General features: G+C 54.5%; 27 protein-coding genes. 18 read left to right on the top strand and 9 right to left on the bottom strand.

All coding sequences use genetic code 11. From position 1 onward, the window contains the following. The first annotated feature begins 25 nt into the window (after window positions 1–25). The 3 genes from AMM03_RS12800 to AMM03_RS12810 all read left to right on the top strand — a co-directional run bounded on the left by AMM03_RS12800 (window position 26) and on the right by AMM03_RS12810 (window position 3461). Entirely contained in the window at window positions 26–1363 is a 1338-nt protein-coding gene (locus tag AMM03_RS12800) for an AmpG family muropeptide MFS transporter (RefSeq protein WP_194942892.1), read from the top strand. Window positions 1364–1472: 109 nt separating this feature from the next. Beyond that, window positions 1473–2177: a response regulator gene (locus tag AMM03_RS12805; RefSeq protein WP_090132217.1), complete on the top strand. Its 705-nt coding sequence runs from the start codon at window positions 1473–1475 to the stop codon at window positions 2175–2177. Between the two features lie 9 nt (window positions 2178–2186). Continuing rightward, the gene (locus tag AMM03_RS12810; protein WP_090132218.1) at window positions 2187–3461 is read left to right on the top strand and encodes a HAMP domain-containing sensor histidine kinase; all 1275 of its coding nucleotides are present in this window, start codon (window positions 2187–2189) and stop codon (window positions 3459–3461) included. A gap of 7 nt (window positions 3462–3468) precedes the next feature. On the opposite strand, the gene AMM03_RS12815 is transcribed toward AMM03_RS12810, so the two are convergent. The 5 genes from AMM03_RS12815 to AMM03_RS12835 all read right to left on the bottom strand — a co-directional run bounded on the left by AMM03_RS12815 (window position 3469) and on the right by AMM03_RS12835 (window position 7662). Beyond that, entirely contained in the window at window positions 3469–3672 is a 204-nt protein-coding gene (locus AMM03_RS12815; RefSeq protein WP_090132220.1) for a zinc-finger domain-containing protein, read from the bottom strand. Window positions 3673–3692: 20 nt separating this feature from the next. After that, complete coding sequence (locus AMM03_RS12820) at window positions 3693–4631, bottom strand: branched-chain amino acid transaminase (protein ID WP_090132223.1); 939 nt, start codon at window positions 4629–4631, stop codon at window positions 3693–3695. 83 nt (window positions 4632–4714) lie between these two features. Next, window positions 4715–5146: a glycerate kinase gene (locus AMM03_RS12825; RefSeq protein ID WP_090132225.1), complete on the bottom strand. Its 432-nt coding sequence runs from the start codon at window positions 5144–5146 to the stop codon at window positions 4715–4717. A 9-nt stretch (window positions 5147–5155) separates the two neighbouring features. Continuing rightward, the gene (gene radA, locus AMM03_RS12830) at window positions 5156–6541 is read right to left on the bottom strand and encodes a DNA repair protein RadA (protein WP_090132227.1); all 1386 of its coding nucleotides are present in this window, start codon (window positions 6539–6541) and stop codon (window positions 5156–5158) included. Window positions 6542–6588: 47 nt separating this feature from the next. Next, on the bottom strand, window positions 6589–7662 hold the full coding sequence (locus AMM03_RS12835; RefSeq protein WP_090132229.1) for an NAD(P)H-dependent flavin oxidoreductase: 1074 nt from the start codon (window positions 7660–7662) through the stop codon (window positions 6589–6591). 128 nt (window positions 7663–7790) lie between these two features. Here AMM03_RS12835 and hpaR point away from each other — a divergent pair, with 128 nt between their 5' ends. The 11 genes from hpaR to AMM03_RS12890 are packed head-to-tail and all read left to right on the top strand — an operon-like array spanning window position 7791 to window position 17029. Beyond that, window positions 7791–8276 carry a homoprotocatechuate degradation operon regulator HpaR gene (gene hpaR, locus AMM03_RS12840; protein WP_090132231.1) on the top strand — a complete coding sequence of 162 codons (486 nt, stop codon included), beginning with the start codon at window positions 7791–7793 and terminating at the stop codon, window positions 8274–8276. Further along, window positions 8273–8938 carry a fumarylacetoacetate hydrolase family protein gene (locus AMM03_RS12845; RefSeq protein ID WP_369793713.1) on the top strand — a complete coding sequence of 222 codons (666 nt, stop codon included), beginning with the start codon at window positions 8273–8275 and terminating at the stop codon, window positions 8936–8938. Before hpaR ends, AMM03_RS12845 begins: the two co-directional genes overlap by 4 nt. Next, a complete protein-coding gene (locus AMM03_RS12850) occupies window positions 8935–9708 on the top strand; it encodes a fumarylacetoacetate hydrolase family protein (RefSeq protein WP_090132233.1) in 774 nt (257 codons plus the stop codon). The genes AMM03_RS12845 and AMM03_RS12850 overlap by 4 nt, the downstream gene beginning before the upstream one ends. Before the next feature lie 53 nt (window positions 9709–9761). Further along, the gene (gene hpaE / locus AMM03_RS12855; protein WP_090132234.1) at window positions 9762–11231 is read left to right on the top strand and encodes a 5-carboxymethyl-2-hydroxymuconate semialdehyde dehydrogenase; all 1470 of its coding nucleotides are present in this window, start codon (window positions 9762–9764) and stop codon (window positions 11229–11231) included. A gap of 2 nt (window positions 11232–11233) precedes the next feature. Next, window positions 11234–12181 (top strand): 3,4-dihydroxyphenylacetate 2,3-dioxygenase, encoded by a 948-nt coding sequence (gene hpaD / locus AMM03_RS12860; protein ID WP_090132236.1) that lies wholly within the window; start codon window positions 11234–11236, stop codon window positions 12179–12181. Window positions 12182–12202: 21 nt separating this feature from the next. Then, complete coding sequence (locus AMM03_RS12865; RefSeq protein ID WP_090132237.1) at window positions 12203–12658, top strand: 5-carboxymethyl-2-hydroxymuconate Delta-isomerase; 456 nt, start codon at window positions 12203–12205, stop codon at window positions 12656–12658. A 9-nt stretch (window positions 12659–12667) separates the two neighbouring features. After that, window positions 12668–13483: a 2-oxo-hept-4-ene-1,7-dioate hydratase gene (gene hpaH / locus AMM03_RS12870; RefSeq protein ID WP_090132239.1), complete on the top strand. Its 816-nt coding sequence runs from the start codon at window positions 12668–12670 to the stop codon at window positions 13481–13483. A gap of 10 nt (window positions 13484–13493) precedes the next feature. Then, window positions 13494–14309, top strand: coding sequence for an aldolase/citrate lyase family protein (locus AMM03_RS12875; protein WP_090132240.1), 816 nt, complete (start codon window positions 13494–13496; stop codon window positions 14307–14309). 2 nt (window positions 14310–14311) lie between these two features. After that, complete coding sequence (locus AMM03_RS12880; RefSeq protein WP_090132242.1) at window positions 14312–15121, top strand: class II aldolase/adducin family protein; 810 nt, start codon at window positions 14312–14314, stop codon at window positions 15119–15121. Continuing rightward, the gene (locus AMM03_RS12885) at window positions 15118–16119 is read left to right on the top strand and encodes a 2-dehydropantoate 2-reductase (protein ID WP_090132243.1); all 1002 of its coding nucleotides are present in this window, start codon (window positions 15118–15120) and stop codon (window positions 16117–16119) included. Before AMM03_RS12880 ends, AMM03_RS12885 begins: the two co-directional genes overlap by 4 nt. Before the next feature lie 4 nt (window positions 16120–16123). After that, a complete protein-coding gene (locus tag AMM03_RS12890) occupies window positions 16124–17029 on the top strand; it encodes a DMT family transporter (protein ID WP_090132245.1) in 906 nt (301 codons plus the stop codon). A 53-nt stretch (window positions 17030–17082) separates the two neighbouring features. Here the strand turns inward: AMM03_RS12890 and rsmI are convergent, their stop codons facing one another. After that, window positions 17083–18024, bottom strand: coding sequence for a 16S rRNA (cytidine(1402)-2'-O)-methyltransferase (gene rsmI / locus AMM03_RS12895; protein ID WP_090132334.1), 942 nt, complete (start codon window positions 18022–18024; stop codon window positions 17083–17085). 107 nt (window positions 18025–18131) lie between these two features. Here rsmI and AMM03_RS12900 point away from each other — a divergent pair, with 107 nt between their 5' ends. The 3 genes from AMM03_RS12900 to AMM03_RS12910 all read left to right on the top strand — a co-directional run bounded on the left by AMM03_RS12900 (window position 18132) and on the right by AMM03_RS12910 (window position 19890). Continuing rightward, window positions 18132–18542 (top strand): YraN family protein, encoded by a 411-nt coding sequence (locus AMM03_RS12900; protein WP_090132246.1) that lies wholly within the window; start codon window positions 18132–18134, stop codon window positions 18540–18542. 43 nt (window positions 18543–18585) lie between these two features. Continuing rightward, the gene (locus tag AMM03_RS12905; RefSeq protein WP_090132248.1) at window positions 18586–19167 is read left to right on the top strand and encodes an SIS domain-containing protein; all 582 of its coding nucleotides are present in this window, start codon (window positions 18586–18588) and stop codon (window positions 19165–19167) included. Between the two features lie 72 nt (window positions 19168–19239). After that, a complete protein-coding gene (locus tag AMM03_RS12910) occupies window positions 19240–19890 on the top strand; it encodes a BON domain-containing protein (RefSeq protein WP_090132250.1) in 651 nt (216 codons plus the stop codon). Window positions 19891–19971: 81 nt separating this feature from the next. On the opposite strand, the gene AMM03_RS12915 is transcribed toward AMM03_RS12910, so the two are convergent. Both AMM03_RS12915 and AMM03_RS12920 read right to left on the bottom strand, forming a co-directional pair. Further along, complete coding sequence (locus tag AMM03_RS12915) at window positions 19972–20886, bottom strand: NAD(P)-dependent oxidoreductase (RefSeq protein WP_194942893.1); 915 nt, start codon at window positions 20884–20886, stop codon at window positions 19972–19974. 27 nt (window positions 20887–20913) lie between these two features. Continuing rightward, window positions 20914–21996 (bottom strand): type IV pilus twitching motility protein PilT, encoded by a 1083-nt coding sequence (locus AMM03_RS12920; RefSeq protein ID WP_090132254.1) that lies wholly within the window; start codon window positions 21994–21996, stop codon window positions 20914–20916. 40 nt (window positions 21997–22036) lie between these two features. On the opposite strand from AMM03_RS12920, the gene AMM03_RS12925 reads away from it, so the two are divergent. Further along, the gene (locus AMM03_RS12925; RefSeq protein WP_090132256.1) at window positions 22037–22723 is read left to right on the top strand and encodes a YggS family pyridoxal phosphate-dependent enzyme; all 687 of its coding nucleotides are present in this window, start codon (window positions 22037–22039) and stop codon (window positions 22721–22723) included. A 42-nt stretch (window positions 22724–22765) separates the two neighbouring features. Here the strand turns inward: AMM03_RS12925 and AMM03_RS12930 are convergent, their stop codons facing one another. Continuing rightward, a complete protein-coding gene (locus AMM03_RS12930; RefSeq protein WP_090132258.1) occupies window positions 22766–24259 on the bottom strand; it encodes an FAD-linked oxidase C-terminal domain-containing protein in 1494 nt (497 codons plus the stop codon). Between the last annotated feature and the right edge of the window lie 26 nt (window positions 24260–24285).

Here is a 24285-nt window from a genome sequence, read left to right on the forward strand (position 1 = left end):
CTCCGCAGACTTGGATAATGTCGACATGATTGAAAAGCCTAGCTCTGACGCCGCCTCTTTTTCCTGGCTCGCCTCCTGGCGTATTTACCTGCAGCCGGCCAGTTTGCGAATGCTTTTTTTAGGCTTTGCTGCGGGACTTCCATTGCTCTTGGTGCTCGGTACTTTGAGTTTCAGATTGCGCGAGGCGGGCATTGACCGCAGCACCATTGGCTATCTCAGTTGGGTGGGGCTGGCGTATGCGTTCAAATGGGTTTGGGCGCCGCTGGTTGACCGCATGCCCATTCCTTATGTCACGCGCCGTTTGGGGCGTCGCAGAAGTTGGCTCTTGCTGTCGCAATGCATGGTCACCATCGGCTTGATCGGCATGGCCGTCAGCGATCCGCGGCAAACATTGGGCCCCATCGTTTGGTGTGCATTGATGGTTGCCGTGGGCTCAGCCACGCAAGACATTGCATTGGATGCATTTCGAATTGAGTCTGCCGAGCCCACACAACAAGCCGCTTTGGCTGCCAGCTACCAAACGGGCTACCGCTTGGCCATGATTTGGGCAGGCGCAGGCGTTTTGTGGGTGGCTGCATGGGTTCAGGGTGATGGCCCTGCTGGCTATGTGCAACAAGCTTGGCAATCCGCCTATTTGGTCATGGCCGCCAGCATGGCGGTTGGCTTGTTCACAGTGCTGATGTCGAGAGAACCCGTACCTGCCGAGTTGCCGCCTGCGCGCAATGTGAAGGAATGGCTACAAGGTGCTTTGATAGACCCCTTTGCAGACTTCCTTAAAAGATACAAATGGCAAGCGGTTTTGATTTTGAGTTTGATTGCGGTGTACCGCATCAGCGATGTGGTGATGGGCATCATGGCCAATCCTTTTTATGTCGACATGGGCTACACCAAAGCCGAAGTGGCCACCGTGACCAAAGTCTATGGCGTGCTCATGACCTTGCTGGGAGCCTTTGTGGGCGGGGTCATGGCTTTGCGTTGGGGGGTGATGCGCATCTTGATGCTGGGCGCCATCTTGAGCGCCTTGAGCAATTTGTTGTTTGCGTGGTTAAGTGGGCACGGCCATGATGTGCATGCGCTCATGGTGGTGGTGTCGGCCGATAATTTGTCCAGTGGCATCGCATCGGCTGCTTTCATTGCTTATTTGTCATCCCTGACCAATATTCAATACTCGGCCACACAATACGCTTTGCTCAGCTCCATGATGTTGCTCTTGCCCAAATTCATTGCGGGCTTTTCTGGTGACTTTGTGAATGCGCATGGCTATGCCACATTCTTCAATGCCACAGCTTTGTTGGGCTTGCCGGTTTTGGTTTTGGTGGCCTTGGCATGGCGCTTTCAAGCCAAAGAGCCCATCCAGCGCTGAGTCGAATTTACGAAACTTTACGAAGACTTCAAAAGAATTGGACACGAAGCGCTAGATCTGGGCGCATCATGTGGGTTGTGACGCTACTCAGACCCTCCGTTGGCAAGGCATGACAGTACAAATCTTGATGATCGAAGACGACGACCGCTTGGCGCTGATGGTGGGCGACTACTTGCGTCAATCTGGGTATGGCTTTGCGCACTGTGGCGATGGTGCGAGTGGCCTGTTGCATTTGCAAAAGCACTCGGTTGACCTGATCATTTTGGATCTGATGCTGCCTGACACCGATGGCTTGCAGATTTGTCAAAAAGTAAGGGCCTTGACGGGCTCTGAAGCACAGACGGCCATTTTGATGCTCACGGCCAAAGGCGATCCGATGGACCGCATCGTAGGGCTTGAGTTGGGCGCAGACGACTATTTGCCCAAACCGTTTGAGCCCCGAGAGTTGCTCGCCAGAATCAAAGCGGTGTTGCGACGCAAATCAGGTAGCAACACGGGCGGTCAAACCAAACTTGTTTTTGGCAGTTTAGAAATTGACCGCGATGCTCGCACGGTCAGCGTCAGTGGCAAGCCTTGTGACTTAACGTCCTATCAATTTGATTTGTTGGTGGCCATTGCAGAACGGGCTGGCCGCGTCCTCACGCGCGATCAAATCATGGAAGCTGTCAGGGGCCGAGAATTGGAAGCTTTCGATCGGTCCATCGATGTCCATATGGGCCGCATTCGAATGGCCATTGAAGACGATCACAAAGCGCCAGAAAGAATCTTGACAGTGCGCGGCGTTGGCTATGTTTTTGCCAAACAACAAAAGTGAAGCAGCAACATGTCTTGGCTTGCACCTGTTGCTAAACATTTGTATTTGAGAATTTGGCTTGCCGTAGTTGTTGGCGTGGCGGTTCTTATGCTTTTGGTGGGTTGGGCTTGGAGCTTGTCTGTTGAACATGCAGCTCACAACGGACCCCAAGGTGCACGTGAGTTGCAAATTCGAAACGAGCAAGGCGAAGTCATTCAGACGGTACCAGGCCAATTGCAGCGCGGTGTGGGTGTGAACTTCGAGGTCACTTTGCCAGATGGGCAAAAGTTAAATGTATTGCTACCCAGAAGACCGCCGGGCATAGGACCCGGGCCTGGCTCCGGATCGAGTGGCGGGCCGATGGGCCGTGGTCCGCGAGACCTTGGCCCTTGGTGGGCCAAGCCGCCGTATGGCTTTGTGTGGATGCTGCTATTGGTGGGTGTGGCGGTTGCCGTTGGTATTTATCCCATCGTGCGCAAACTCACGCAAAGGCTTGAGGCGCTTCAGCAGGGTGTGCAGCGCTGGGGTGAGGGCGACTTGACGGTTCGGCTTGCCGAGCTGGGTCAAGATGAAGTGGCCGATTTGTCCAAGCGGTTCAACGCTGCTGCAGAGCGTGTTCAGCAATTGATGAACTCGCAGCAATTGTTGCTGGCCTCCCAAAAATCTTTGTTGGCCAATGCCTCGCACGAGCTGAGATCGCCCTTGACGCGCATTCGCATGGGGCTTGAACTCATGAATCAAGACAACAGCGATGCCGTCAAACAAGAAATTGCACGCAACATTGCCGAGCTTGACCAATTGATTGATGAAATTTTGTTGGCCAGTCGATTGGATGCGCAAGAAGCCGATATGGGCACCATCGAGTCAGTCGATTTGATTGGGCTGTGTGCTGAAGAGTGCGCGCGGATGGGGGCCTTGTTAGAAGTGCAGTCAGGCGTGATGCAAATTGAAACGCAGGGCGTCCCCAAACTCCTGAGGCGCTTGATTCGCAATTTGTTAGAAAACGCGGCACGCTACGGTGTCGCCAAAGGCCCAGAAGATGTGCAACTCAGTTGCGCCATTACAGACACGGACATTGTGCTGAAAGTTTGCGACCGAGGACCAGGCGTTCCTGTGGCGTTTCGCGACAAAATTTTCGAGCCGTTTTTTAGACTGCCGGGTGCAAGTGAACGTGCAGGAAGCGTAGGCCTTGGCTTGGCACTGGTGAAGTCAATTGCCCTGCGCCATCAGGGACGAGTGACGTGTGGCGATCGCTTAGGGGGCGGGGCTTGTTTTGAAGTTGCTCTGCCAAAGACAAGCCATTGAGCTTGCTTTAGTGGCTGTGGCCGGCCGCTTCGCCCGCTTTGAGTTTGTATTCTGTACCGCAATAAGGGCACTTGGCGTGGCCTTCGCGGGCCACATCCAAGTAAACCTTGGGATGCGTGTTCCAGATCTTCATGTCGGCTTTGGGGCTTGGGCAAAAGACGCCGCCTTGTGGGTTTAAGTCTTTTGCGAGAAGTTCAACAGCTTGGCTCATGTTCTATTTCTTTCCGAGAATCAGACGCGTGTCAACCAGTGCGCGTATTTGGGGTTCTTGCCATTCACGATGTCAAAGAACGCAGTCTGAATTTTTTCGGTGATGGGACCGCGGGAGCCGGCGCCAATTTCGATGCGGTCCAGTTCGCGGATGGGCGTCACTTCAGCAGCGGTGCCGGTGAAGAAAGCTTCGTCGCAAATATAAACTTCATCGCGCGTGATGCGTTTTTGCACAATTTCCAGACCCAAGTCTTTGGCAATGTGGAACACCGTGTTGCGTGTGATGCCGTTCAAAGCGCCAGCCGACAAGTCGGGGGTGTAGATCACACCGTCTTTGATCACGAACAAATTCTCGCCTGCGCCTTCAGACACAAAGCCTGAAGTGTCCAGCAACAAAGCTTCGTCGTAACCCTCATCGGTGGCTTCCATGTTGGCCAAGATGGAGTTGGTGTAGTTGCTGACCGCTTTGGCCTGCGTCATGGTGATGTTGACGTGGTGGCGTGTGAAGCTAGAAGTTTTGACGCGAATGCCGCGCTTCATGCCTTCTTCGCCCAGGTATGCACCCCAAGTCCATGCGGCCACCATCAGGTGAATGGTGTTGCCTTTGGGGCTCACGCCCAGCTTTTGCGAACCAATCCAAGTCAAAGGACGGATATAGCCGCTTTCCAAATTGTTTTCACGGACTACCGCTTTTTGCGCTTCGTTGACTTCTTCTTTGGTGAAGGGCAACTTCATGCGCAAAATTTTGGCGCTGTTGAAGAGTCGGTCGGTGTGCTCTTGCAAACGGAAAATAGCGGTACCGTTGATGGTTTTGTAGGCGCGCACGCCTTCAAAGGCGCCGCAGCCGTAGTGCAAGGTGTGTGTCAAAACGTGGATCTTGGCATCGCGCCACTCGACCATCTTGCCGTCCATCCAGATTTTGCCGTCACGGTCTTCCATTGAGGGGGTTGCGGTGCTCATTGTTTTGTCCTTTGTTGCCAGTTTCGCAAAATTGCCATTTTACGGGTCTTATGCCCTGTCTTTGGCCAGTTGATGGGCTCAGTTCAGGAGATTTCAGGCGATGTTTGTGAAGCCTCGGCTTCTTCTGGGTCGGGCCGGGTCATGGCCCATTCGGTTAACTTGCCATCTTTAAAGGTGCAAGTCACGAAGGATTCGCCTTGATCGGTCCATTTGAAGACCTCGGGCTGGGTATTTTCTGGGGACAAGCGCTGGCCCAAAGACTTGGTCATGGCAATCACGTGCATCAAATTGACGCCTTTTTTGAGCTTGGCGTTCAACATGACGGCGCTGCCAACATGGCCTACGGGACGGTTGGCGGCTCGGCTGAGCACGGTCACCATGCGTGTGAAGTGCAACAAAATCCACATGACGACAGCGCCTGAGGCGACGGCGACACCGGCCCATTGGTATTGTTGCCAAGCACCCGCTACAAAAAGAACAACCCCAATGGGGATCAAAAATCTAGAAAAGTTCATGCGCCGATCTTAAAGTCCGCGCACGCAGTTCATGGCGTCTTCGATGCGCTCAACCGGATAAATCGTGAGGCCTTCAAAGTTCTTGTCGTTCTTTTTGGGCGCGTTGGCTTTGGGCACCACGGCGACCGTGAACCCCAATTTGGCCGCTTCTTTCAGACGCTCTTGGCCGCGTGGCGCGGGCCGCACTTCGCCCGCCAAACCCACCTCACCAAACGCAATGAAGCCCTTGGGCAAAGGCTTGCCTCTTAGGGATGAAGTAATTGCTAACATCACTGCCAAGTCAGCAGCAGGCTCACTGATTCGAACGCCGCCCACCGCATTGACGAATACATCTTGGTCCATGCAGGCCACGCCAGCGTGCCGGTGCAAGACGGCCAAGAGCATGGCCAAACGGTCTCTTTCTAGGCCCACAGACAGCCTGCGTGGGCTGGGCCCGCCGCTGTCGACCAGGGCTTGAATTTCTACCAACAAAGGCCGAGTGCCTTCCAAAGTGACCATGACACAACTGCCGGCCACAGGTTCGGAATGCTGTGACAAAAAGATGGCGCTGGGATTGGAAACGCCCTTCAAGCCTTTTTCGGTCATGGCAAAAACGCCAATCTCGTTGACCGCACCAAAGCGGTTTTTGATGGCCCGAATGAGGCGGAAGCTGCTGTGGGTGTCGCCTTCAAAGTACAAGACGGTGTCGACCATGTGCTCCAAAACACGCGGGCCCGCCAGGGCGCCTTCTTTGGTCACGTGACCGACCAAGACGATGGCCGTGCCGGTGGCTTTGGCCGCACGCGTTAAGTGAGCTGCGCATTCTCTAACCTGCGCAACCGAGCCTGGCGCTGAGGTGAGCTGGTCGGAGTAAACCGTTTGAATAGAGTCGATGACCGCAATGTGGGGCCGCTCGGTTTGCAAAGTGGCCAGGATTTTTTCCAGCTGAATTTCGGCCAAAACCTGCACTTGGCTGTTGTCTAAGCCAAGGCGTCTGGAGCGCAGCGCCACTTGGGCACCGCTTTCCTCGCCTGTGACGTACAGCGTATTCATGCCTTTGCGCTGCAGGGCGTCTAGGGCTTGTAACAACAAGGTGGATTTGCCAATGCCAGGATCGCCACCAATTAAAACCACGCCGCCTTCCACCACGCCGCCGCCCAAAGCGCGGTCTAGCTCTTCAATGCCGGTGGGGCTGCGGTCGACGTCTGTGGCCTCAATGTCGCCCAGTTTGGTGAGCTCGGAGGTTTTGGCCAGCGCCTGAAATTGGCTGGTGTATCGGTTTTTGGCGTTGCCGCCAGCGTCGATCGTGCTTTCAATGAGGGTGTTCCAAGCGCCACAAGCGGGGCATTTGCCCAACCAGCGTGGGGTGGTGCCACCGCAATCGGTGCACGTGAAAATGGTTTTGTCTTTGGCCATGACGCAAGCCTAACACTCAAGCGCCAGCAAATAAGAAGCGATCAGTCTCATGACCACCCTTGCAAGAGTTTGTGCGCAATGTCGGCTGCCGGCAAGGCTTGGCAGTCGGACGCGTTTTGGCCTGACCACAAAGGCGAATAGTCTGCGACGCCTTTGGCTTCTGCGGCAGCGCGCAAAGGGGCCAGAGCGGCTGTGGCCAAGGGGAAGTCGGGTGCGTCGGGGTTGAGGGGGCCAAAGTCTTGCATGAACTTGTTGACGATGCCCCGCGCGGGCCTACCGCTAAACAGGTTGGTCAATGAAGTGTGCCTGGCCGCGTCTGTCATCAAGGCTTGTCGGTGCAACTTGCTGGTGGTGGCCTCGTGGCTGGTTAAAAACGCGGTGCCCACTTGCACAGCGCTGGCGCCCAAGGCCTTGGCCGCGCTGACAGCGGCGCTACTGGAAATACCACCAGCCGCAATCACGGGCAGCCTGACGGCTTTCACAATTTGAGGCAACAAAGACAAAGTGCCCACCTGGGTACTCAGGTCTTCTGTGAGAAACATGCCCCGATGACCACCCGCTTCAAGGCCTTGCGCAATGATGGCATCTGCGCCGTGTTGTTCAAGCCATTGGGCTTCTTGCACCGTGGTGGCTGACGACCAAATTTGAATGCCCCACGCTTTGAGTTGCTGCACCCATTCGGCTTTGGGCAGCCCAAAGTGAAAGCTCACAACGGCCGGTTTGAACTGGCCCATCAGCGTCAGGCTTTCTTGGCTGAAGGGCGCGCGGCCTGGGCCCGATCCCACAGTCAAGGGATCAATGCCGTGTGACTGATAAGCCGATGTGAGCTTGACCCGCCACGCAGATTCTTTGTCTGGCTGAGACGCAGGCGGTGTATGGCAGAAGAAATTGACGTTGACTGGTAGGAAGCTACCCCAGTTCTTGATGTTGGCGTCTGCCGCTATGGCCATTTGAAAGGCCGTCAATTCGGCGTGCAGTTGCTCAGCACTCAACATGGCTGCCGGAATGCTGCCCAGACCGCCAGCTTTGAACACGGCAGCTGCCAACACGTTGTTTTGCGATCCGGCCATGGGCGCTTGGACCAATCGGATCTGCTGAGTTTCAAAAAAAGAGGTGTGCATGACGCAATTATTCCCTCACTGGAGGCTCATCGGGCAAGCCTGCCTTGCAAACCTTGGCCTCAGAGCGGGTTAACCCGATTTTGCAATCTTTGAAAATTCATTTAACATGTTAAATAAATTCAAACGCCATGAAAAAACAAGCTTTCGTCCATCGCAATTTGCCTCGCTTGCTGCTGCAAGCGCGCGAGGCTGTGATGACGCATACCCGTCCTAGTTTGCGAGAGCATGGTTTATCCGATCAGCAGTGGCGCGTGTTGCGCGTGTTGGGCGAGCATGCCAACAGCGCAGAAGACACAGAGGGCGTAGAAACAGGGCGCGTGGCCCGCGAAGCCTTTTTACTTGGTCCTAGTTTGACGGGCGTGCTGACGCGCATGGAGCGCGATGGCCTGATTGAGCGCAGTCGCTGTTCGCAAGACGCCCGCAGAACCGTGGTGAGGGCCACCAAACTGGGCTTGGCCAAAGTCGCCAAGTTGTCTGAAGCCATTGAGGCGCACTACGCCTGGATGGAAAGTGAATTGGGCAAACAAAAATTAGCGCAGCTGTATCAGTTGCTAGATGCCGTGATTCAGTTGGAGACGTCTTCAATGGACGAAGCGGTAGAGGAAATGGAATGAACAAGATGAATCCAAGCTTGAAGGTCCACACACCCTATTGGCCGCAAGGGACTGTCTACGGCGCACTGCTTAACTTCCAACAAGAGTGGCATTTAAGAGAGCCGCAGATGCCAGAGGCGCCCCACAAAGGCGCGCCCAAAGCGCCTGTGCTGTTCATCAAAACGGCCAATACCTGGACGGCTTCTGGGCGCAGCATTGAGATCCCTGCGTCGGCGGCAGAAGTAGATATTGGCGCCAATTTGGCATGGGTGTTTGGCGCTGATGCCAAACCCATCGCTTGTGTGTTGGTCAACGATGTGTCGATTCCGCACGAAAGCTATTACAGACCCCCTGTGAAATTTAAATGTGTCGATGGCTTCATGGGTGTGGGTGCCAAAGCGCGACCTATCGATCAAGTGCAAACCGATTCGGTGGTGATCACCGTGAAGGTGAACGGCCAAGAAGTGCAACGCGTTGATTACGCAGACACTGTTCGCAAATCACAAATCTTGCTCACCGATATTTCCGAATTCATGACCTTTCAAGAAGGCGATGTGTTGTTGCTGGGTAGCGACTGCTTGCCCGATGGCAAACGCCCTCGCGCTAAGGTGGGCGATGTGGTGGAAATTTCTGCCGAGGGCTTTGACACCTTGGCGAACACATTTGTGGGAGGTGCCGCATGAAGCACGCACGCATTGCATGGGCTGGCGCCATTCACGAAGCCGTTGAATCTGAAGGCGAGTTGTTGCTCACGCGCAGCCCTTGGGCTGGTAAGCGATTGAAGTTTGACGAGGTGGTGTGGTTACCACCTTTGGCGCCTGTGCCGCAGGCCAGAACTATTTTGGCTTTGGGTTTGAATTACGCCGATCACGCCAAAGAGCTGGCATTCAAAGCGCCCGAAGAGCCACTGGTGTTTGTCAAAGGCGAAGCGTCTTTGATTGGCCACAAGGCCCTCACGTGCAGGCCGCAAGAAGTGACCTACATGCACTACGAGTGCGAACTGGCCGTGGTCATTGGCCGCACTGCAAAGCGCGTGAAAAAAGAAAATGCCTACGACTATGTGGGCGGCTACACCGTGGCCAACGATTACGCCATTCGTGACTATTTAGAAAACTGGTTCCGCCCCAATTTTCGCGTGAAGAACCGCGATACCTGCACGCCCATTGGGCCGTGGTTGGTGGATGCACAAGACATCCATGACAAGTACGGCAGCCCAATGAACTTGAGTTTGCAGACCACGGTGAATGGTCAAGTGACGCAAAGCGGCCACACCCGAGACATGATTTTTGATGTGCCCACTTTGATTGAATATTTCAGTGCATTCATGACGCTTCAACCCGGTGATTTGATTTTGACTGGGACGCCTGATGGCGTAGTGAACTGCAATGTGGGCGATGTGATCGTGACCAGCATTGAAGGTGTAGGCGAGTTGATCAACACCTTGGGTGAATGATTCGAATCATTCACATACAAGAAAAGCAAAGCACAGAATAAAGGAACAAAGACATGCGCATCGACCATTTGATTGACGGCAAATCCGTTGCCAGCGCCCAAACTTTTGAAACTCGCGACCCGGCCACACAAGAAGTGTTGGCAGAAGTGTCCTCAGGCGGCACCGATGAAGTCAACCAAGCCGTAGCGTCTGCTAAGGCAGCCTTTCCTAAATGGGCTGCAACGCCGGCTACCGAGCGCGCCAAGATCATGCGCAAGTTGGGCGAACTCATTACCAAGCATGTACCCCAAATTGCAGAAACAGAAACGCGCGATTGCGGTCAAACCATTTCGCAAACGGGCAAGCAATTGGTGCCTCGCGCGGCTGACAATTTTTCTTACTTTGCAGAGATGTGCACCCGCGTGGATGGTCACACCTATCCCACACCCACACATTTGAACTACACGCTGTTTCACCCGGTCGGTGTTTGTGCGTTGATCAGTCCGTGGAATGTGCCCTTCATGACGGCCACTTGGAAAGTGGCGCCCTGCTTGGCTTTTGGAAACACCGCTGTGTTGAAAATGAGCGAGTTGTCGCCCATGTCTGCTGCGCGTTTGGGTGAGTTGGCTTTGGAAGCGGGCGTGCCACCGGGCGTGTTGAATTTGGTGCACGGCTATGGCCGCGATGCAGGCGAGCCTTTGGTGTCGCACCCAGACGTGCGTGCTATTTCTTTCACAGGTTCCACTGCCACAGGCAATCGGATTGTGCAAAGTGCAGGCCTTAAAAAATTCAGCATGGAGTTGGGTGGTAAATCGCCGTTTGTGATTTTTGAAGATGCCGATTTGCCGCGCGCATTGGATGCCGCAGTCTTCATGATCTTCAGCAACAACGGTGAGCGTTGCACGGCGGGCAGTCGCATCTTGGTGCAGCAAAGCATCTACGCCGACTTTGTGCAAAAGTTCACAGAGCGCGCCAAGCGCATTACAGTGGGCGACCCCTTGGACGAAAACACCATTGTTGGCCCCATGATTAGCCAAGCGCATTTGGCCAAAGTCAAAAGCTATATTGAGTTGGGTCCCAAAGAAGGCGCCACGATGTTGTGCGGTGGGTTAGATAAACCCGCTTATGCAGCCGACTTGCCCGATCGCGTGAAGAACGGAAACTTTGTGTGGCCAACAGTGTTTGCCGATGTCGACAACCGCATGAAGATTGCGCAAGAAGAAATCTTTGGCCCTGTGGCCTGCATCATTCCGTTCCGCGACGAAGCCCATGCCATTGAATTGGCCAACGACATTCAATACGGTTTGTCCAGTTATGTGTGGACCGAAAACATCGGCCGCGCGCACCGCGTGGCCGCTTCGGTAGAAGCTGGCATGTGTTTTGTCAACAGCCAAAACGTGCGCGATTTGCGTCAACCCTTTGGCGGCACCAAGGCCAGCGGCACTGGCCGCGAAGGCGGCACTTGGAGCTACGAAGTTTTTTGCGAACCTAAAAACGTGGCGGTGTCGATGGGCTCGCACCACATACCTCATTGGGGAGTTTGAGCATGGGACAAGTGTCACTCGCGGCCAAAATCACGCACGTGCCGTCCATGTATTTGAGCGAGCTGGACGGTCCGCAAAAAGGCACACGCCAAGCCGCAATCGATGGCCATCACGAAATTGACAGACGCTGCCGCGCTTTGGGTGTAGACACCATCGTGGTGTTTGACACGCACTGGTTGGTGAACTCGGCGTACCACCTGAACAATGCCGCGCATTTCAAAGGCAACTACACCAGCAATGAGTTGCCGCACTTCATCAGCAACATGCCGTACGAGTACGATGGCAATCCCGCGCTGGGCCACATCTTGGCCAAGGCTTGCAATGAAGCCGGCGTGACCACTTTGGCACACGAGCACACCAGCTTGGCTTTGGAATATGGCACGTTGGTACCTATGCGCTACATGAATAGCGACCGGCACTACAAGGTCGTTTCGGTGTCGGCGCTGTGCATGGTGCATTCCTTGGCCGAAAGCGCCCAACTGGGCTGGGCCATGCGCCGCGCCGTAGAGCAACACTACGACGGCAAGGTGGCCTTCTTTGCCAGCGGCTCTTTGTCGCACCGCTTTGCACAAAATGGTTTAGCCCCCGAGTACGCCAACAAAATGTGGAGCCCGTTCTTAGAGCAGTTAGACCACAGCGTGGTAGAGATGTGGCAGCGCGGCGATTGGCAAACTTTCTGCGCCATGCTGCCCGAATACGCCGCCAAAGGTCATGGCGAAGGCTTTATGCACGACACCGCCATGTTGTTGGGCTTGCTGGGTTGGGATCAATATCAAGGCAAAGCTGAAGTGGTCACGCCATACTTTCCCAGTTCAGGCACAGGACAAATCAATGCGGTGTTTCCAGTGACTGAAGTCTTGGACGCAAATGGACAAGCGGTGACCAGCCTCAACCTCAAAAGCTTGAAAGATCCTTCTGCGGTTTATGCAGCAGGCGCAAGCCGTTTGTAAATTCATTTAGAAAGCCTTCCCATGCCCCATTTGGTCATTCTGTACACCGGTCAGCTCGAGACCGAAACCAATATGAAAGTGTTGTGCCGTGAGTTGGCCGACGCCATGCTGACGGTGGTCGATGAAGCTGGCAAGCAAGTATTTCCGACAGGCGGTACGCGCGTGTTGGCTTATCCAGCGCCTCACTATGCGGTGGCCGATGGTGGCACCGCGGGGCGCAAGGCTGCGCAGTTTGACAACAACCCACATGGCGGCTCTGAAGATTACGCCTTTGTTTATTTGAATGTGCGCATGGGCAAAGGCCGCAGCGAAGCCACGCAACAGCATGCTGGCGAGTTATTGGTCGAGGTGACCAAAAAACATTTTGCCCAACTCTTTGCCAAGCGGCACATCGGCATCACTTTGCAAATTGATGTGGGGCCTGAAGTGTTTGATCACAAACACAGCAACATCCATCCCTTGTTTGCGGCCCTTTGAAAGACAGACATGTTTGATTCTGAACGCATTGCAGAATTGGCTGCTGAATTGCAGCAAGCACAAACCACACGCAAGCAGGTAGAGCATTTTTCTAAACGCTTTCCAGAAATGACCATCGAAGATGGTTACCGCGTCAGCCGTGCTTGGGTGGCTTTGCAATTGGCCCAAGGCCGACAAGTGATTGGCCACAAAATTGGGCTCACCTCGCGTGCCATGCAACAGGCCAGTCAAATTGACGAACCCGATTACGGCACCTTGCTCGACAGCATGTTGTACACCTGCACGCCCGGCAAAGTGCTAGACATTGCCTACACAGACTTTGTGGTGCCGCGTGTTGAAGTGGAATTGGCGTTTGTTTTGAAGCAAGACCTTCAAGGACCCCATGTCACAGTAGAGCAAGTGTTGGCCGCCACTGAGTACGTGACACCCGCCATCGAAATCATCGATTCACGCATCGAGCAATTTGACCGTCACACCAAAGTGATGCGCAAAGTGTTTGACACCATCAGCGACAACGCGGCCAATGCCGGCATTTTGGTGGGCGCAGAAAAAGTCAATCCACTGACCACCAATTTGCCTTGGTGCGGCGCTATCCTTAAACTGAATGGCGTGGTGGAAGAAACGGGTTTGGCAGCAGGTGTACAAGGACACCCTGCGGTGGGCATTGCATGGTTGGCCAACAAGTTGGCGCCTTGGGGTGAACACTTGAAGGCGGGTCAAATTGTTTTGGCGGGATCCTTCACCAAACCGGTCCCTGCCAAAGTGGGTGATGTGTTCGACGCAGACTACGGCCCCTTAGGTCGTTTGCAATTTAAATTTAACTGAAAGAAGCCACATGAAAACTCCTGTCAATCGTTTCAAAAAAGCCATTTCTGAAAAGCAAGCGCAAATTGGTTTGTGGCTGGGCATGGCCAACAGTTACAGCGCAGAAATGTGCGCCATGGCTGGCTTCGATTGGTTGTTGGTGGATGGCGAACATGCACCCAACAATTTGCAAACGATTCAGCAACAACTTCAGGCTATCGCCGCGTATCCAGCCAACAACGCAATTGCCCGCGTTCCTGTGGGCGACACCGCGTTGATCAAGCAATATTTGGATTTGGGCGTTGAAACCTTGCTTGTTCCTATGGTGGACACGCCAGAGCAAGCGGCGCAGTGTGTGCAAGCGATGCGCTATCCGCAAGACGACGGCCAAGGCGGTGTTCGCGGTATGGCTGGCGCGCGGGCTTCACGCTGGGGCATATTTCCCAATTACGCCAAAGAGGCCAATGCGCAAGTTTGCTTGCTGGTACAAGCCGAGTCGCGCGAGGCTCTAAAGAACTTGGATGCGATTGCCAACACACCCGGTGTGGATGGGGTATTCATTGGGCCGGCAGACTTGTCGGCTTCCTTGGGTTATGTGGGCAACCCAAGCCACCCCGAGGTTCAGGCCGCCATCGAAGACGCCATTGCGCGCATTCTGAAGGCTGGCAAGGCACCCGGCATTTTGACGCCAGATGAAGCGCAAGCCAAACACTATTTGTCTTTGGGCGCTTTGTTTGTAGCGGTCGGTTTGGATACCCAAATTTTGGTGCGCCAAACATCCGCGTTGGTCAAAAAATTCAAACCCAATGCCGGTATTGAGCTGCCCACCACAGGCCAGGTGTATTGATCATGTTGTCTCATCAACTGCCTACGGTTCGTTCTTTGCAGCATGAAGTTCATCCCAAAGAGTGGGAAGCGCGTGTGCAACTGGCGGCTTGCTATCGCGTGTTTGCATTCTTGGGCTGGACCGAGATGATTTACAACCACATCACCTTGCGATTGCCTGAGGAAGTGAGTGGCGCAGAAAAGCATTTCCTGATCAATCCTTTTGGCTTGCATTACAGCGAAGTCACGGCCAGCAACTTGGTCAAAATTGACATCAAGGGCAAGGTCTTGGATGGCTCACCATACCCCGTTAATCCTGCGGGCTTCACCGTCCATGCTGCCATTCACGACAGCTTGCCGGGTGCCCATTGCGTCATGCACACGCACACCACAGCTGGTGTGTCAGTGGCGTGTTTGAAAGAGGGTTTGCAGCAAACCAATTTCTACACCGCCCAATTGCACGACATGATTGCATACCACGACTTCGAAGGCATCACCATTCATGCCGATGAAGCGCCCCGTTTGTTAAGCAGCATCGGAAGCAAGCAAGCCGTCATTTTGCGCAACCATGGTCTGTTGTCATGGGGTACCACACTGCCGCAAACCTTTGCCATTTTGTGGACCTTGCAACGTGCCTGTGAAATTCAATTGGCCACATTCAGCATGGGTGGCCCACAAGCCGTCATTCCTGTGAGCGAAGACGTAGCCGCCAAATGCACGCGCGACGCATTGCAGTTCAGTCCCAACCACGGCGCCGGCAACGACGTGCTCGATGCCCTGATTCGGCAAGTCGACCGCAGCATCGTGCGCCCTGAAGAAAGCTATCGTTTATGAAAGTTTGCATCTACGGCGCAGGCGCCATTGGCGGCTGGATCGGCGCACACTTGGCGCAAACAGGCCACGAAGTGAGTGTGGTGGCGCGGGGTGCCAATTTAGAAGCCTTGCAAAAAAATGGACTGCAATGTGTCCAAACGCAAGCGGCCGATGCCACTCTCAAAGCCCAAGTCAAAGTCTCTGCGCAGCCTGTAGATTTAGGGCCGCAAGATCTGGTCATCGTTGCGGTAAAAGCGCCTGCCATGGCGGATGTGGCGCAAGGCATTGCACCCTTGCTAGGACCCAACACCATGGTGATGACGGCCATGAATGGCGTGCCTTGGTGGTTCTTCCAAGGCTTTGGGGGCACATTGCAAGGCGCCACACTGAGCACCATCGACCCCGAAGGCCGCATCGCCAAAGCCATTCCAGCGCATCATGTGGTGGGCTGTGTGGTGCATGCCAGTTGTTCAATGGAAGCGCCAGGTGTGGTGCGCCATCATTTTGGGCAGGGATTGATATTGGGTGAGCCCGCCGAACAAAACGGCCAAGTGAGCGAACGTGTGCAACAGTTGGTGGCGCATTTGCAAGCAGCAGGTTTTACTGCTAGCGCCTCTGCCCAAATTCAAAAAGATGTTTGGTACAAACTTTGGGGCAACATGACCGTCAACCCCATCAGCGCCATCACGGGTGCCACCACCGACCTCATTTTGAAAGATGATTTGGTGCGCGAATTTGTGTCCAAAGTCATGCTGGAGGCCAAAGCCATCGGTGAAAAAATCGGCATTCCGATTGCCCAAACGCCTGACGACCGACACGCGGTCACCCTGAAGTTGGGGGCATTCAAAACATCTATGTTGCAAGACGTTGAGGCTGGCAAAACTGTGGAACTGGATGCATTGGTCAGCAGCGTCCGCGAGTTGGGACAATTATCCGGTGTCAGTACACCTTATACCGACGCGCTTCTGGGCCTCAGTCGCCTGCATGCCAGCGTCCACGGCCTCTATCCCGCACAATGAGCGCATGACTGAAAAAACCAAAGCCCTGTCTGTGACGGCATTTGCCACCCTGTTGTTGGTGGCCTTCATGATGGGCGCCAACCATGTGGCGGCGCGCTTTGCGTTCAACAATGGCGTGGACGTGATGACCGCTGTGAGTTTTCGAAGTGCCTTGACGGCCTTGGTGGTTGGTTTGATTTTGTGGCAACAGAAAGTTCAAATCAAACTTGAAGCTCATCACAAAAAATACTTGCCCCTCATCGGCCTGATCATTGCCGTTCAGAGCGTGTGTTTGTATTCATCGGTCGCCCGCTTGCCTGTCGCCTTGGCCTTGTTGGCTTTCAATACCTACCCCTTGTCCACCGCATTTTGGGCGCGTGTGCTTTACAAGCACCAACCCGAAAAAGCGGTGCTCTGGAGCATGCCCTTTATCTTGGTGGGTTTGGCTTTGGCACTGGATGTGATGGGTGCCGCTTCTGGTTTGGGTGCGTCAGAACATTGGGCCCAAATTGGCAGTGGTGTGGCTTTTGCATTGGCGGCTTCTGCCACCTTTGGCTTGGCGCTGGTCTATACCCAGCACGAAACGGTTGGCTTAGACGGCCGTGTTCGCACCTTTTCTTCGATGTCTTTGGTGGGTGTGTTGGCCGTGGCAGCGGCTCTCAGTCAAGGTGGTTTTCATTTGCCCACTGCCCCTGCAGGCTGGTGGGGTCTGGGCATGTTGAGCTTTTTGTACGGTACAGCCTTTACCATTTTGTTTACTGTGTTGCCCCGTTTGGGTGTGGTGGGCAACTCGGCCATCATGAACGTCGAACCCGTGTTTGCCTTGACCCTGGCATGGGCACTGCTTGACCAAGCCATTGCCCCCATTCAGTTGGTGGGCGCAGCCTTGGTGGTGGGCACGGTGATGTGGCTGGGACTGCGCAAGCGATAAGTACGTTGCGTTAAGTGCGTCGCGTTCAGTGCCTCGCGTTCAGTGCCTCGCGTTCAGTCCAAGCCTTTTTTCAAACTGAGCGCGGTGTCGTAGACCACGTTCTTGGAGGCGCCAGTGATGTCGCTGGTGAGTTTGACGGCGGTTTTCAAAGGCAACTCTGTCAGCAGCAATTTAAGCGTGCGCAAACTGTCTGCATCTAAGGCGTCGCTGTTGTCTTGTTTGGGTTTGTCCAAGGCATGAATCACTAGCGCAAATTCACCGCGCACGTGGTCGGCTTTTTGGGCAAACCAAGCCGGTAGTTTTTGTGCTTCGACCGTGTGCACGGTTTCAAATTGTTTGGTCAACTCACGACCTACCGTGATCAAGCGAGAACCCAAACTAGACAAGGCCTGCGCCAAGGCTTCAATGCGATGCGGTGCTTCTAACAATACAACAGCCCGCGATTCACCTTGCAAAGTTTCAACGGCGCGTTGACGCTCAGTGGCCTTGGACGATAAGAAACCTGTGAATACAAAGCCACCTTCTCCCGTCATGCCCGCTGCACTTAACAGCGTAGTGACACTGCTGGCGCCTGGCAAGGGCATGACACGATAGCCGGCCGCCGCTACCGCCGCAACCAGGCGCGCACCTGGATCGCTGATGGCGGGTGTGCCGGCATCGCTCACATAAGCCACACGCTGACCTTGTGCCAAACGCGCAATGACGTGTGCGGCGGCCTCGGCTTCGTTGTGTTGATGCACAGCCAGCAATTGAGCGCTGTTGCGATCTAAACCATAAGCACGCAACAGTTGTTGGGTGTGTCGAGTGTCTTCGCAGGCCAGCGTGTCGGCCCTTTCAATGACATACAAAGCACGCAAGGTGATGTCTGACAGATTGCCAATCGGGGTGGCCACCACATACAGTGTGCTGGCGGGGTGGTTTTGAGGACCCACTGCTTCGCGAGCGGCTTGGAAGGCTTTGCCATAAACAGATGAGACAGATGAGACAGATGACACCGATGAAATAGATGACACCGGCGTCACCGATGACAAAGCCCCGCCAGTGCTAGGCGGCACTGAGCTTGCCGTTTCAGGCGTTGCAGAATTTTCAGAAGTTGACGTCAATGGGGTTCCTCGGTCCAACAGATCAAAGCGGCATGCAAACCACCAAACCAACCACCAAGCAAACAGGCGATGCGGCTGAAGATGCGGCGCTTGAATTTTTGCAACAACAGGGTTTGCGTTTGCTCATGCGCAATTATCGAACGCCTGGCAGGGGTGGTGGCGAAATTGACCTCATTTTGCAAGAATCTGACGGTACGGTGGTGTTTGTCGAGGTTCGAAAGCGGGCGCAGCCTCGGTTTGGAGGGGCCCTGGGCAGTGTCAGTCGCACCAAACAGCGGCGCATTATTTTTGCGGCCCGCTATTTTTTGTGGCGTTGGCGGCAGTTGCCGCCCGCTCGGTTTGACGTAGTGGCTTGGGAGGCCAGTGGCCTCTTTTGGCAGAAGGCCGCTTTTGATGCCGACGCTTGGTAATTGGCTTGTCCCAAAGCCATGTGCTGCGGGTATCATTCAGACCATGTTAGACCTGCGCATTCAGCAACATTTCATCGACAGTGCCGACCTGCAGTACCAGGCTGCCGAAACTTTGGCCAAGCCATTGGATGCGGGCGTTCAAGCCCTCATGGCCTGTGTCACCAGTGGCGCCAAAGTCTTGGTGTGCGGCGAGGGCAGCTCGGCCGCCTTGGCGCACTATTTTGCGAGTTTGTTTGTGGGTGGTTTTGAGCGCGAACGCCCCGAGCTGGCCGCTATTGCATTGCGTCACGAAGGCTTGGGTGATCCGGCTTATGCCAGTTTGGCCAAGCAGGTGCGCGCACTGGGACAAGCAGGTGACGTCTTGTTGCTCCTCACCGTCAATGGTGAAGAGGAAGGCCTGATGCGGGCACTGCACGCTGCGCACGAGCGCGACATGAGCGTCATTGCACTCACGGGCAAGGGCGGCGGTGCGGTGGCCAAGGCGCTTCGAGAAACGGACGTGCACGTTGGTATTCCCCATGACCGTGCCGCCAGAATTCGGGAAGTGCAGCAACTGGCCTTGCATTGCCTCTGTGATGGTGTGGATGCCCAGCTTATGGGCGATCCCGATGCGGTTTCAGAATGAATCTGTCGCCCCATTGAAATCTCCCACCATGCACGCATATAAAATACAAACAGTTTTCAAAGGACCCCTCAAATGAATTTCAATTCCAAACGCTTCCTGTTAGCAAGCTTGGCCGCCGCGTCGGTGCTCAGCAGTTTGACGGCTTGTGCGCCCTTTGTTGTGGGAAGTGCTGTCATGAGTGGTCTGGTGGCCATTGACCGCCGCACCACGGGTATTCAATTGGAAGACGAAGGCATTGAGTTGCGTACAGCGCAGGGTTTGCGCCAAAACCTCAGCGCTGGCGCACATGTGAATGTCACCAGTTACAACCGCATGGTGCTGTTGACGGGTGAAGTGGGTTCTGCTGCCGAAAGGGAGCGCGCAGAACGCTTGGCCAAGAGCCAAGAAAACGTCAATTCTGTGGTCAATGATTTGGCCATCGAGCCTGCCAGTTCCTTAACTCAGCGTTCCAAAGACATCATCATCACAGGTCAAATCAAGGCCTTGTTGTTGGATGCCAAAGACCTGCAGTCCAACGCCTTCAAAGTCGTCACTGAACGTGGCGTGGTTTATTTGATGGGTCGTGTCACACCGCGCGAGGCACAGCGCGCCACAGAAATCGCTCGCAATGGCAGCGTCAGTGGCGTGAACAAAGTGGTGCGTGTCTTTGAATCCATCACTGAAGAAGAACTCAAGCGCATCAGTGCACAGCCACTTTCACCACAATCACAACCCAAACTCTAAGCTGTTCAGTCAAGAATCAGTTCGGCATCAAAAAAGGGGCTCTGAGAAATCAGAGCCCCTTTTGTTTGATTGCCTAGCTATTTAGCCTAAGCGCTTGATCAAGCTGGAAGTGTCCCAACGCTGGCCACCCATTTGTTGAACGTCTGCATAGAATTGATCCACCAAAGCCGTCACGGGCAAGCGTGCGCCATTGCGCTTGGCTTCGTCCATGACCAAACCCAAATCTTTGCGCATCCAATCGACAGCAAAACCAAAGTCGAACTTACCGGCCACCATGGTTTTACCGCGGTTGTCCATTTGCCAGCTTTGTGCAGCACCTTTGCCAATGACATCCAAAACCAAATTCATGTCGAGGCCGGCTTTTTGACCAAACGCAATGGCTTCTGACAGGCCCTGCACCAAGCCCGCAATGCAAACTTGGTTGACCATCTTGGTCAGCTGACCCGCACCGGACTCACCCATCAGGGTGTAGGCTCTGGAAAAAGCCATGGCTGCTGGCTTGGTGGCTTCAAAAATATTGGCATCGCCACCGCACATGACGGTCAGCAAACCATTTTGCGCGCCACCCTGACCGCCAGAAACGGGCGCGTCAATGAAGTGCAGGCCTTGCGCTTTGGCCGCGGCATACAACTCACGTGCCACATTGGCGGAGGCTGTGGTGTGGTCGACCAAAATGGCACCTTTTTTCATGCCTGCAAAGGCGCCATCAGCCCCCAAAACGACAGCGCGCAAGTCGTCGTCGTTGCCCACGCAGCAGAAAATAATGTCAGCATCTTGAACGGCTTCACGGGGTGTGGCGGCATGTGCGGGCTGCTTTGAATCGGCAAACTCTTGGCACCAAGCCGCTGCTTTGGCGGCGCTTCTGTTGTACACAGTGACAGCGTGGCCTGCACGTGCCAAATGGCCGGCCATGGGATAGCCCATGACGCCAAGGCCCAAGAAGGCGACGTTTTGAGAAGGGGCTGTTTCGTAAGTTTTTGCGTTCAAGCTGCTCATGATGGTTGTTGTCTCAGTTAAGCGGTTTTAAGAAAGTGTGTGAAGTTCAGGTTGAGGATTGTCCACCAGATTGAGATTTTGGGGGTATTTGCTAAATTCTTGCAGTGTGGCTGGGCTTATTTTTCTCTGATGGCAAAGGCGCATCAAGCTTTGGTCTAGGGTTTGCATACCAACCGACTGCCCTGTTTGAAGCTGCGAGTAAAGCTGAGTCACTTTACCCTCCCGAATGAGATGGCGTACGGCCGTTGTACCCACCATGACCTCGTGCGCGGCCACGCGGCCAGTGCCGCTGGCATGGGGGCACAAAGTTTGGGCCAGCACACCCACCAAACATTCGGCAAACAAATGGCGAACCCCTTCTTTTTCGCTGGATGGGAATGCATCGACCAATCGATCGATGGCCTGGGGTGCGCTGGCTGTGTGCAAAGTAGCGAGAACCAAATGGCCTGTTTCGGCAGCTGTCAATGCCAAACGGATGCTGAGGGTGTCGCGCAGCTCGCCAATCAAAATGACATCCGGGTCCTCACGCAAAGCGGCACGCAGGCCCGATTCAAAATCTGGAATGTCGCGGCCCAGTTCGCGTTGTTGAATCAAACATTGTGCGGGCGTATGAAGCCATTCGATGGGATCTTCCAAAGTCAAAATATGGCTTGAGCGATGGGCATTGATGTGTTGCAACAAGGCGGCCAGCAGCGTCGATTTGCCGCAGCCAGTAGGCCCCGTGACCAAGATGAGGCCAGAAGTTTGATGCGCCCAAGATTGCAGGCAGGCTGGAGCATCTAGATCCTTAAGCGTAGGGATGGTGTTTGCAATCAATCTGAAAACTATCGAGGGCCCACGCGCTTGTTGAAAGGCATTGACCCTAAAACGACCCAGCTCGGGCAAAGTCACGGCAAAGTCAACATGGTGAAACTCTGAGTTCACTTGCAGCAAGGACAAGATGCGTTCGATATCTTTTGCCTCTAACAATGGCACAGAAGCATCCGCAGCTGCGTCTTGCAAGCGCAGCATGCGCCCGTCGACTCGAAGCCAAGGTGTTTGGCCCGTTGAGAAATGCACATCTGACGCGCCGCTGTTTCTCGCAATGCGCAAGATGTGTTGCCAATCCATTGAATTTCCTTCGCTGACTCAGATTTGGTAAGCTTGTTCCATGAGCACTTCAGTTTCAGCCAATCTGGCCCAAGTCCGCAAGCGAATTGAGCTTGCATGTCAGGCTGTGGGGCGCGCGTCAGACACCGTCAAATTGTTGGCGGTCTCAAAAACTATGCCCGCCCAAGCCGTGCGCGAAGCCTATGCCGCCGGACAGCTGGCGTTTGGCGAAAACTACATTCAAGAAGGCGTTGACAAGATCGCTGCATTGGCAGATTTGCCTTTGGAGTGGCATTGCATTGGTCCGATTCAAAGCAACAAAACCAAGCTGGTGGCCGAAAATTTTGCGTGGGTGCACAGCATCGATCGCTTGAAAATTGCAGAGCGTTTGTCTGCGCAAAGACCCGCCCACCTGACACCTTTGCAAGTTTGTTTGCAAGTGAATGTCGATGGCGGCAGCAACAAATCGGGTGTTGCCCCAGAAGATTTGCTTGCTTTGGCACAAGACGTTGCCAAGTTACCGCATTTGCAATTGCGCGGCATCATGACCATTCCTGAGCCTGCTGAAACAGAAGCAGAAGCGCGTGCAGTGCATCAACAAGCAAAGCGCTTGTTCGACCACTTGAAAACTGCGGGACTGACGCTAGACACACTGTCGATGGGCATGACGGCTGATTTGGAAGCGGCGGTTGCCGAGGGCAGTACTTGCGTGCGTGTGGGCACAGCCATTTTTGGCGCACGGCAATGAAAAAACCCAGCGCTAAGCTGGGTTTGGTTTTTTGAATATGGTTTAGAACCTTGGCAAATCGGGGTGAGAAATTTGCCCGCCCCGTACCAACATCTTGCCGTATTCTGCGCAGCGGTTCAGGGTGGGAATCACCTTGCCTGGATTGAGCAAACCCATTGGATCGAAAGCCTTTTTCAAGGCAAACATTTGCTCGTTCTCTTCGCTAGAAAACTGCACACACATGCTGTTGAGTTTTTCAATGCCAACACCATGCTCGCCCGTAACAGTGCCGCCCATGGCCACACTGGTTTCCAAAATATCGGCGCCAAACAACTCACAGCGGTGCAGCTGATCAGGGTCATTGGCATCAAACAAAATGAGCGGATGCAAGTTGCCATCGCCCGCATGAAACACGTTGGCGCAGCGCAATTGATATTTCTTTTCCATCTCGGCAATGGCCAACAAAATATCGGCCAAACGTTTGCGCGGAATGGTGGAGTCCATGCACATGTAGTCGGGGCTGATGCGGCCTGAAGCCGGGAATGCATTTTTGCGACCACTCCAAAAACGCAAGCGCTCGGCCTCGTCTTTGCTGACCGCAATGGCCGTGGCACCGCAGCCGCGCAGCACATCGCTCATGCGGCCAATTTCTTCTTCGACTTCTTCTGGCGTGCCATCGCTTTCGCACAACAAAATGGCTTCTGCATTCAAGTCGTAACCAGCATGCACAAAATCTTCGACAGCCGCTGTCATGGGCTTGTCCATCATCTCAAGGCCGGCAGGAATAATGCCAGCTGCAATGACGGCCGCTACGGCATCGCCAGCTTTGCGAATGTCATCGAAGCTGGCCATGATGCAACGTGCCAATTGGGGTTTGGGCACCAACTTGACGGTGACCTCAGTCGTGATGGCCAACATGCCTTCGCTGCCCACCAACACAGACAGCAAATCAAAACCACTGGTGTCTAGCGCGTCGCTGCCAAACGTAACGGCATCGCCTTCAATGGTGAAGCCTTTGACCTTGAGCACGTTGTGCAAAGTCAGGCCGTACTTCAAGCAGTGCACACCGCCAGAGTTTTCCGCCACGTTGCCGCCAATGGTGCAAGCAATTTGGCTGGAAGGGTCGGGGGCGTAATACAAACCGTGGGGCGCTGCGGCTTCTGAAATGGCTAAGTTGCGAACGCCACACTGAACCACTGCAGTGCGAGACACGGGGTCGACCTTCATGATGTTGTTGAACTTGGCCATGGACAAGGTGACGCCCAATTTGTGCGGCATAGCACCGCCCGACAAACCGGTGCCTGCGCCGCGTGCCACCACAGGCACGGCCAGTGCATGACAAGCTTTCAAGACCGCTTGAACTTGATTTTCGTTTTCGGGCAAAGCCACCACCAAGGGGCGCTCACGGTAAGCCGTCAGGCCGTCACACTCATAAGGCACGGTGTCTTCTAGGGTGTACAGCAAAGCATGTGCGGGGAGCACTTTGCTTAAGGCTTGCACCACTTGCGCTTGTCGATCGGCACGGGACAGGGCTTCTAAGTTGGTGAGGGCGTTCATGGCGATCTTTTCAAAAAGGTCAATTT

Source organism: Limnohabitans sp. Rim11, assembly GCF_001269365.1.
Classification (GTDB): Bacteria; Pseudomonadota; Gammaproteobacteria; order Burkholderiales; family Burkholderiaceae_C; genus Limnohabitans_A.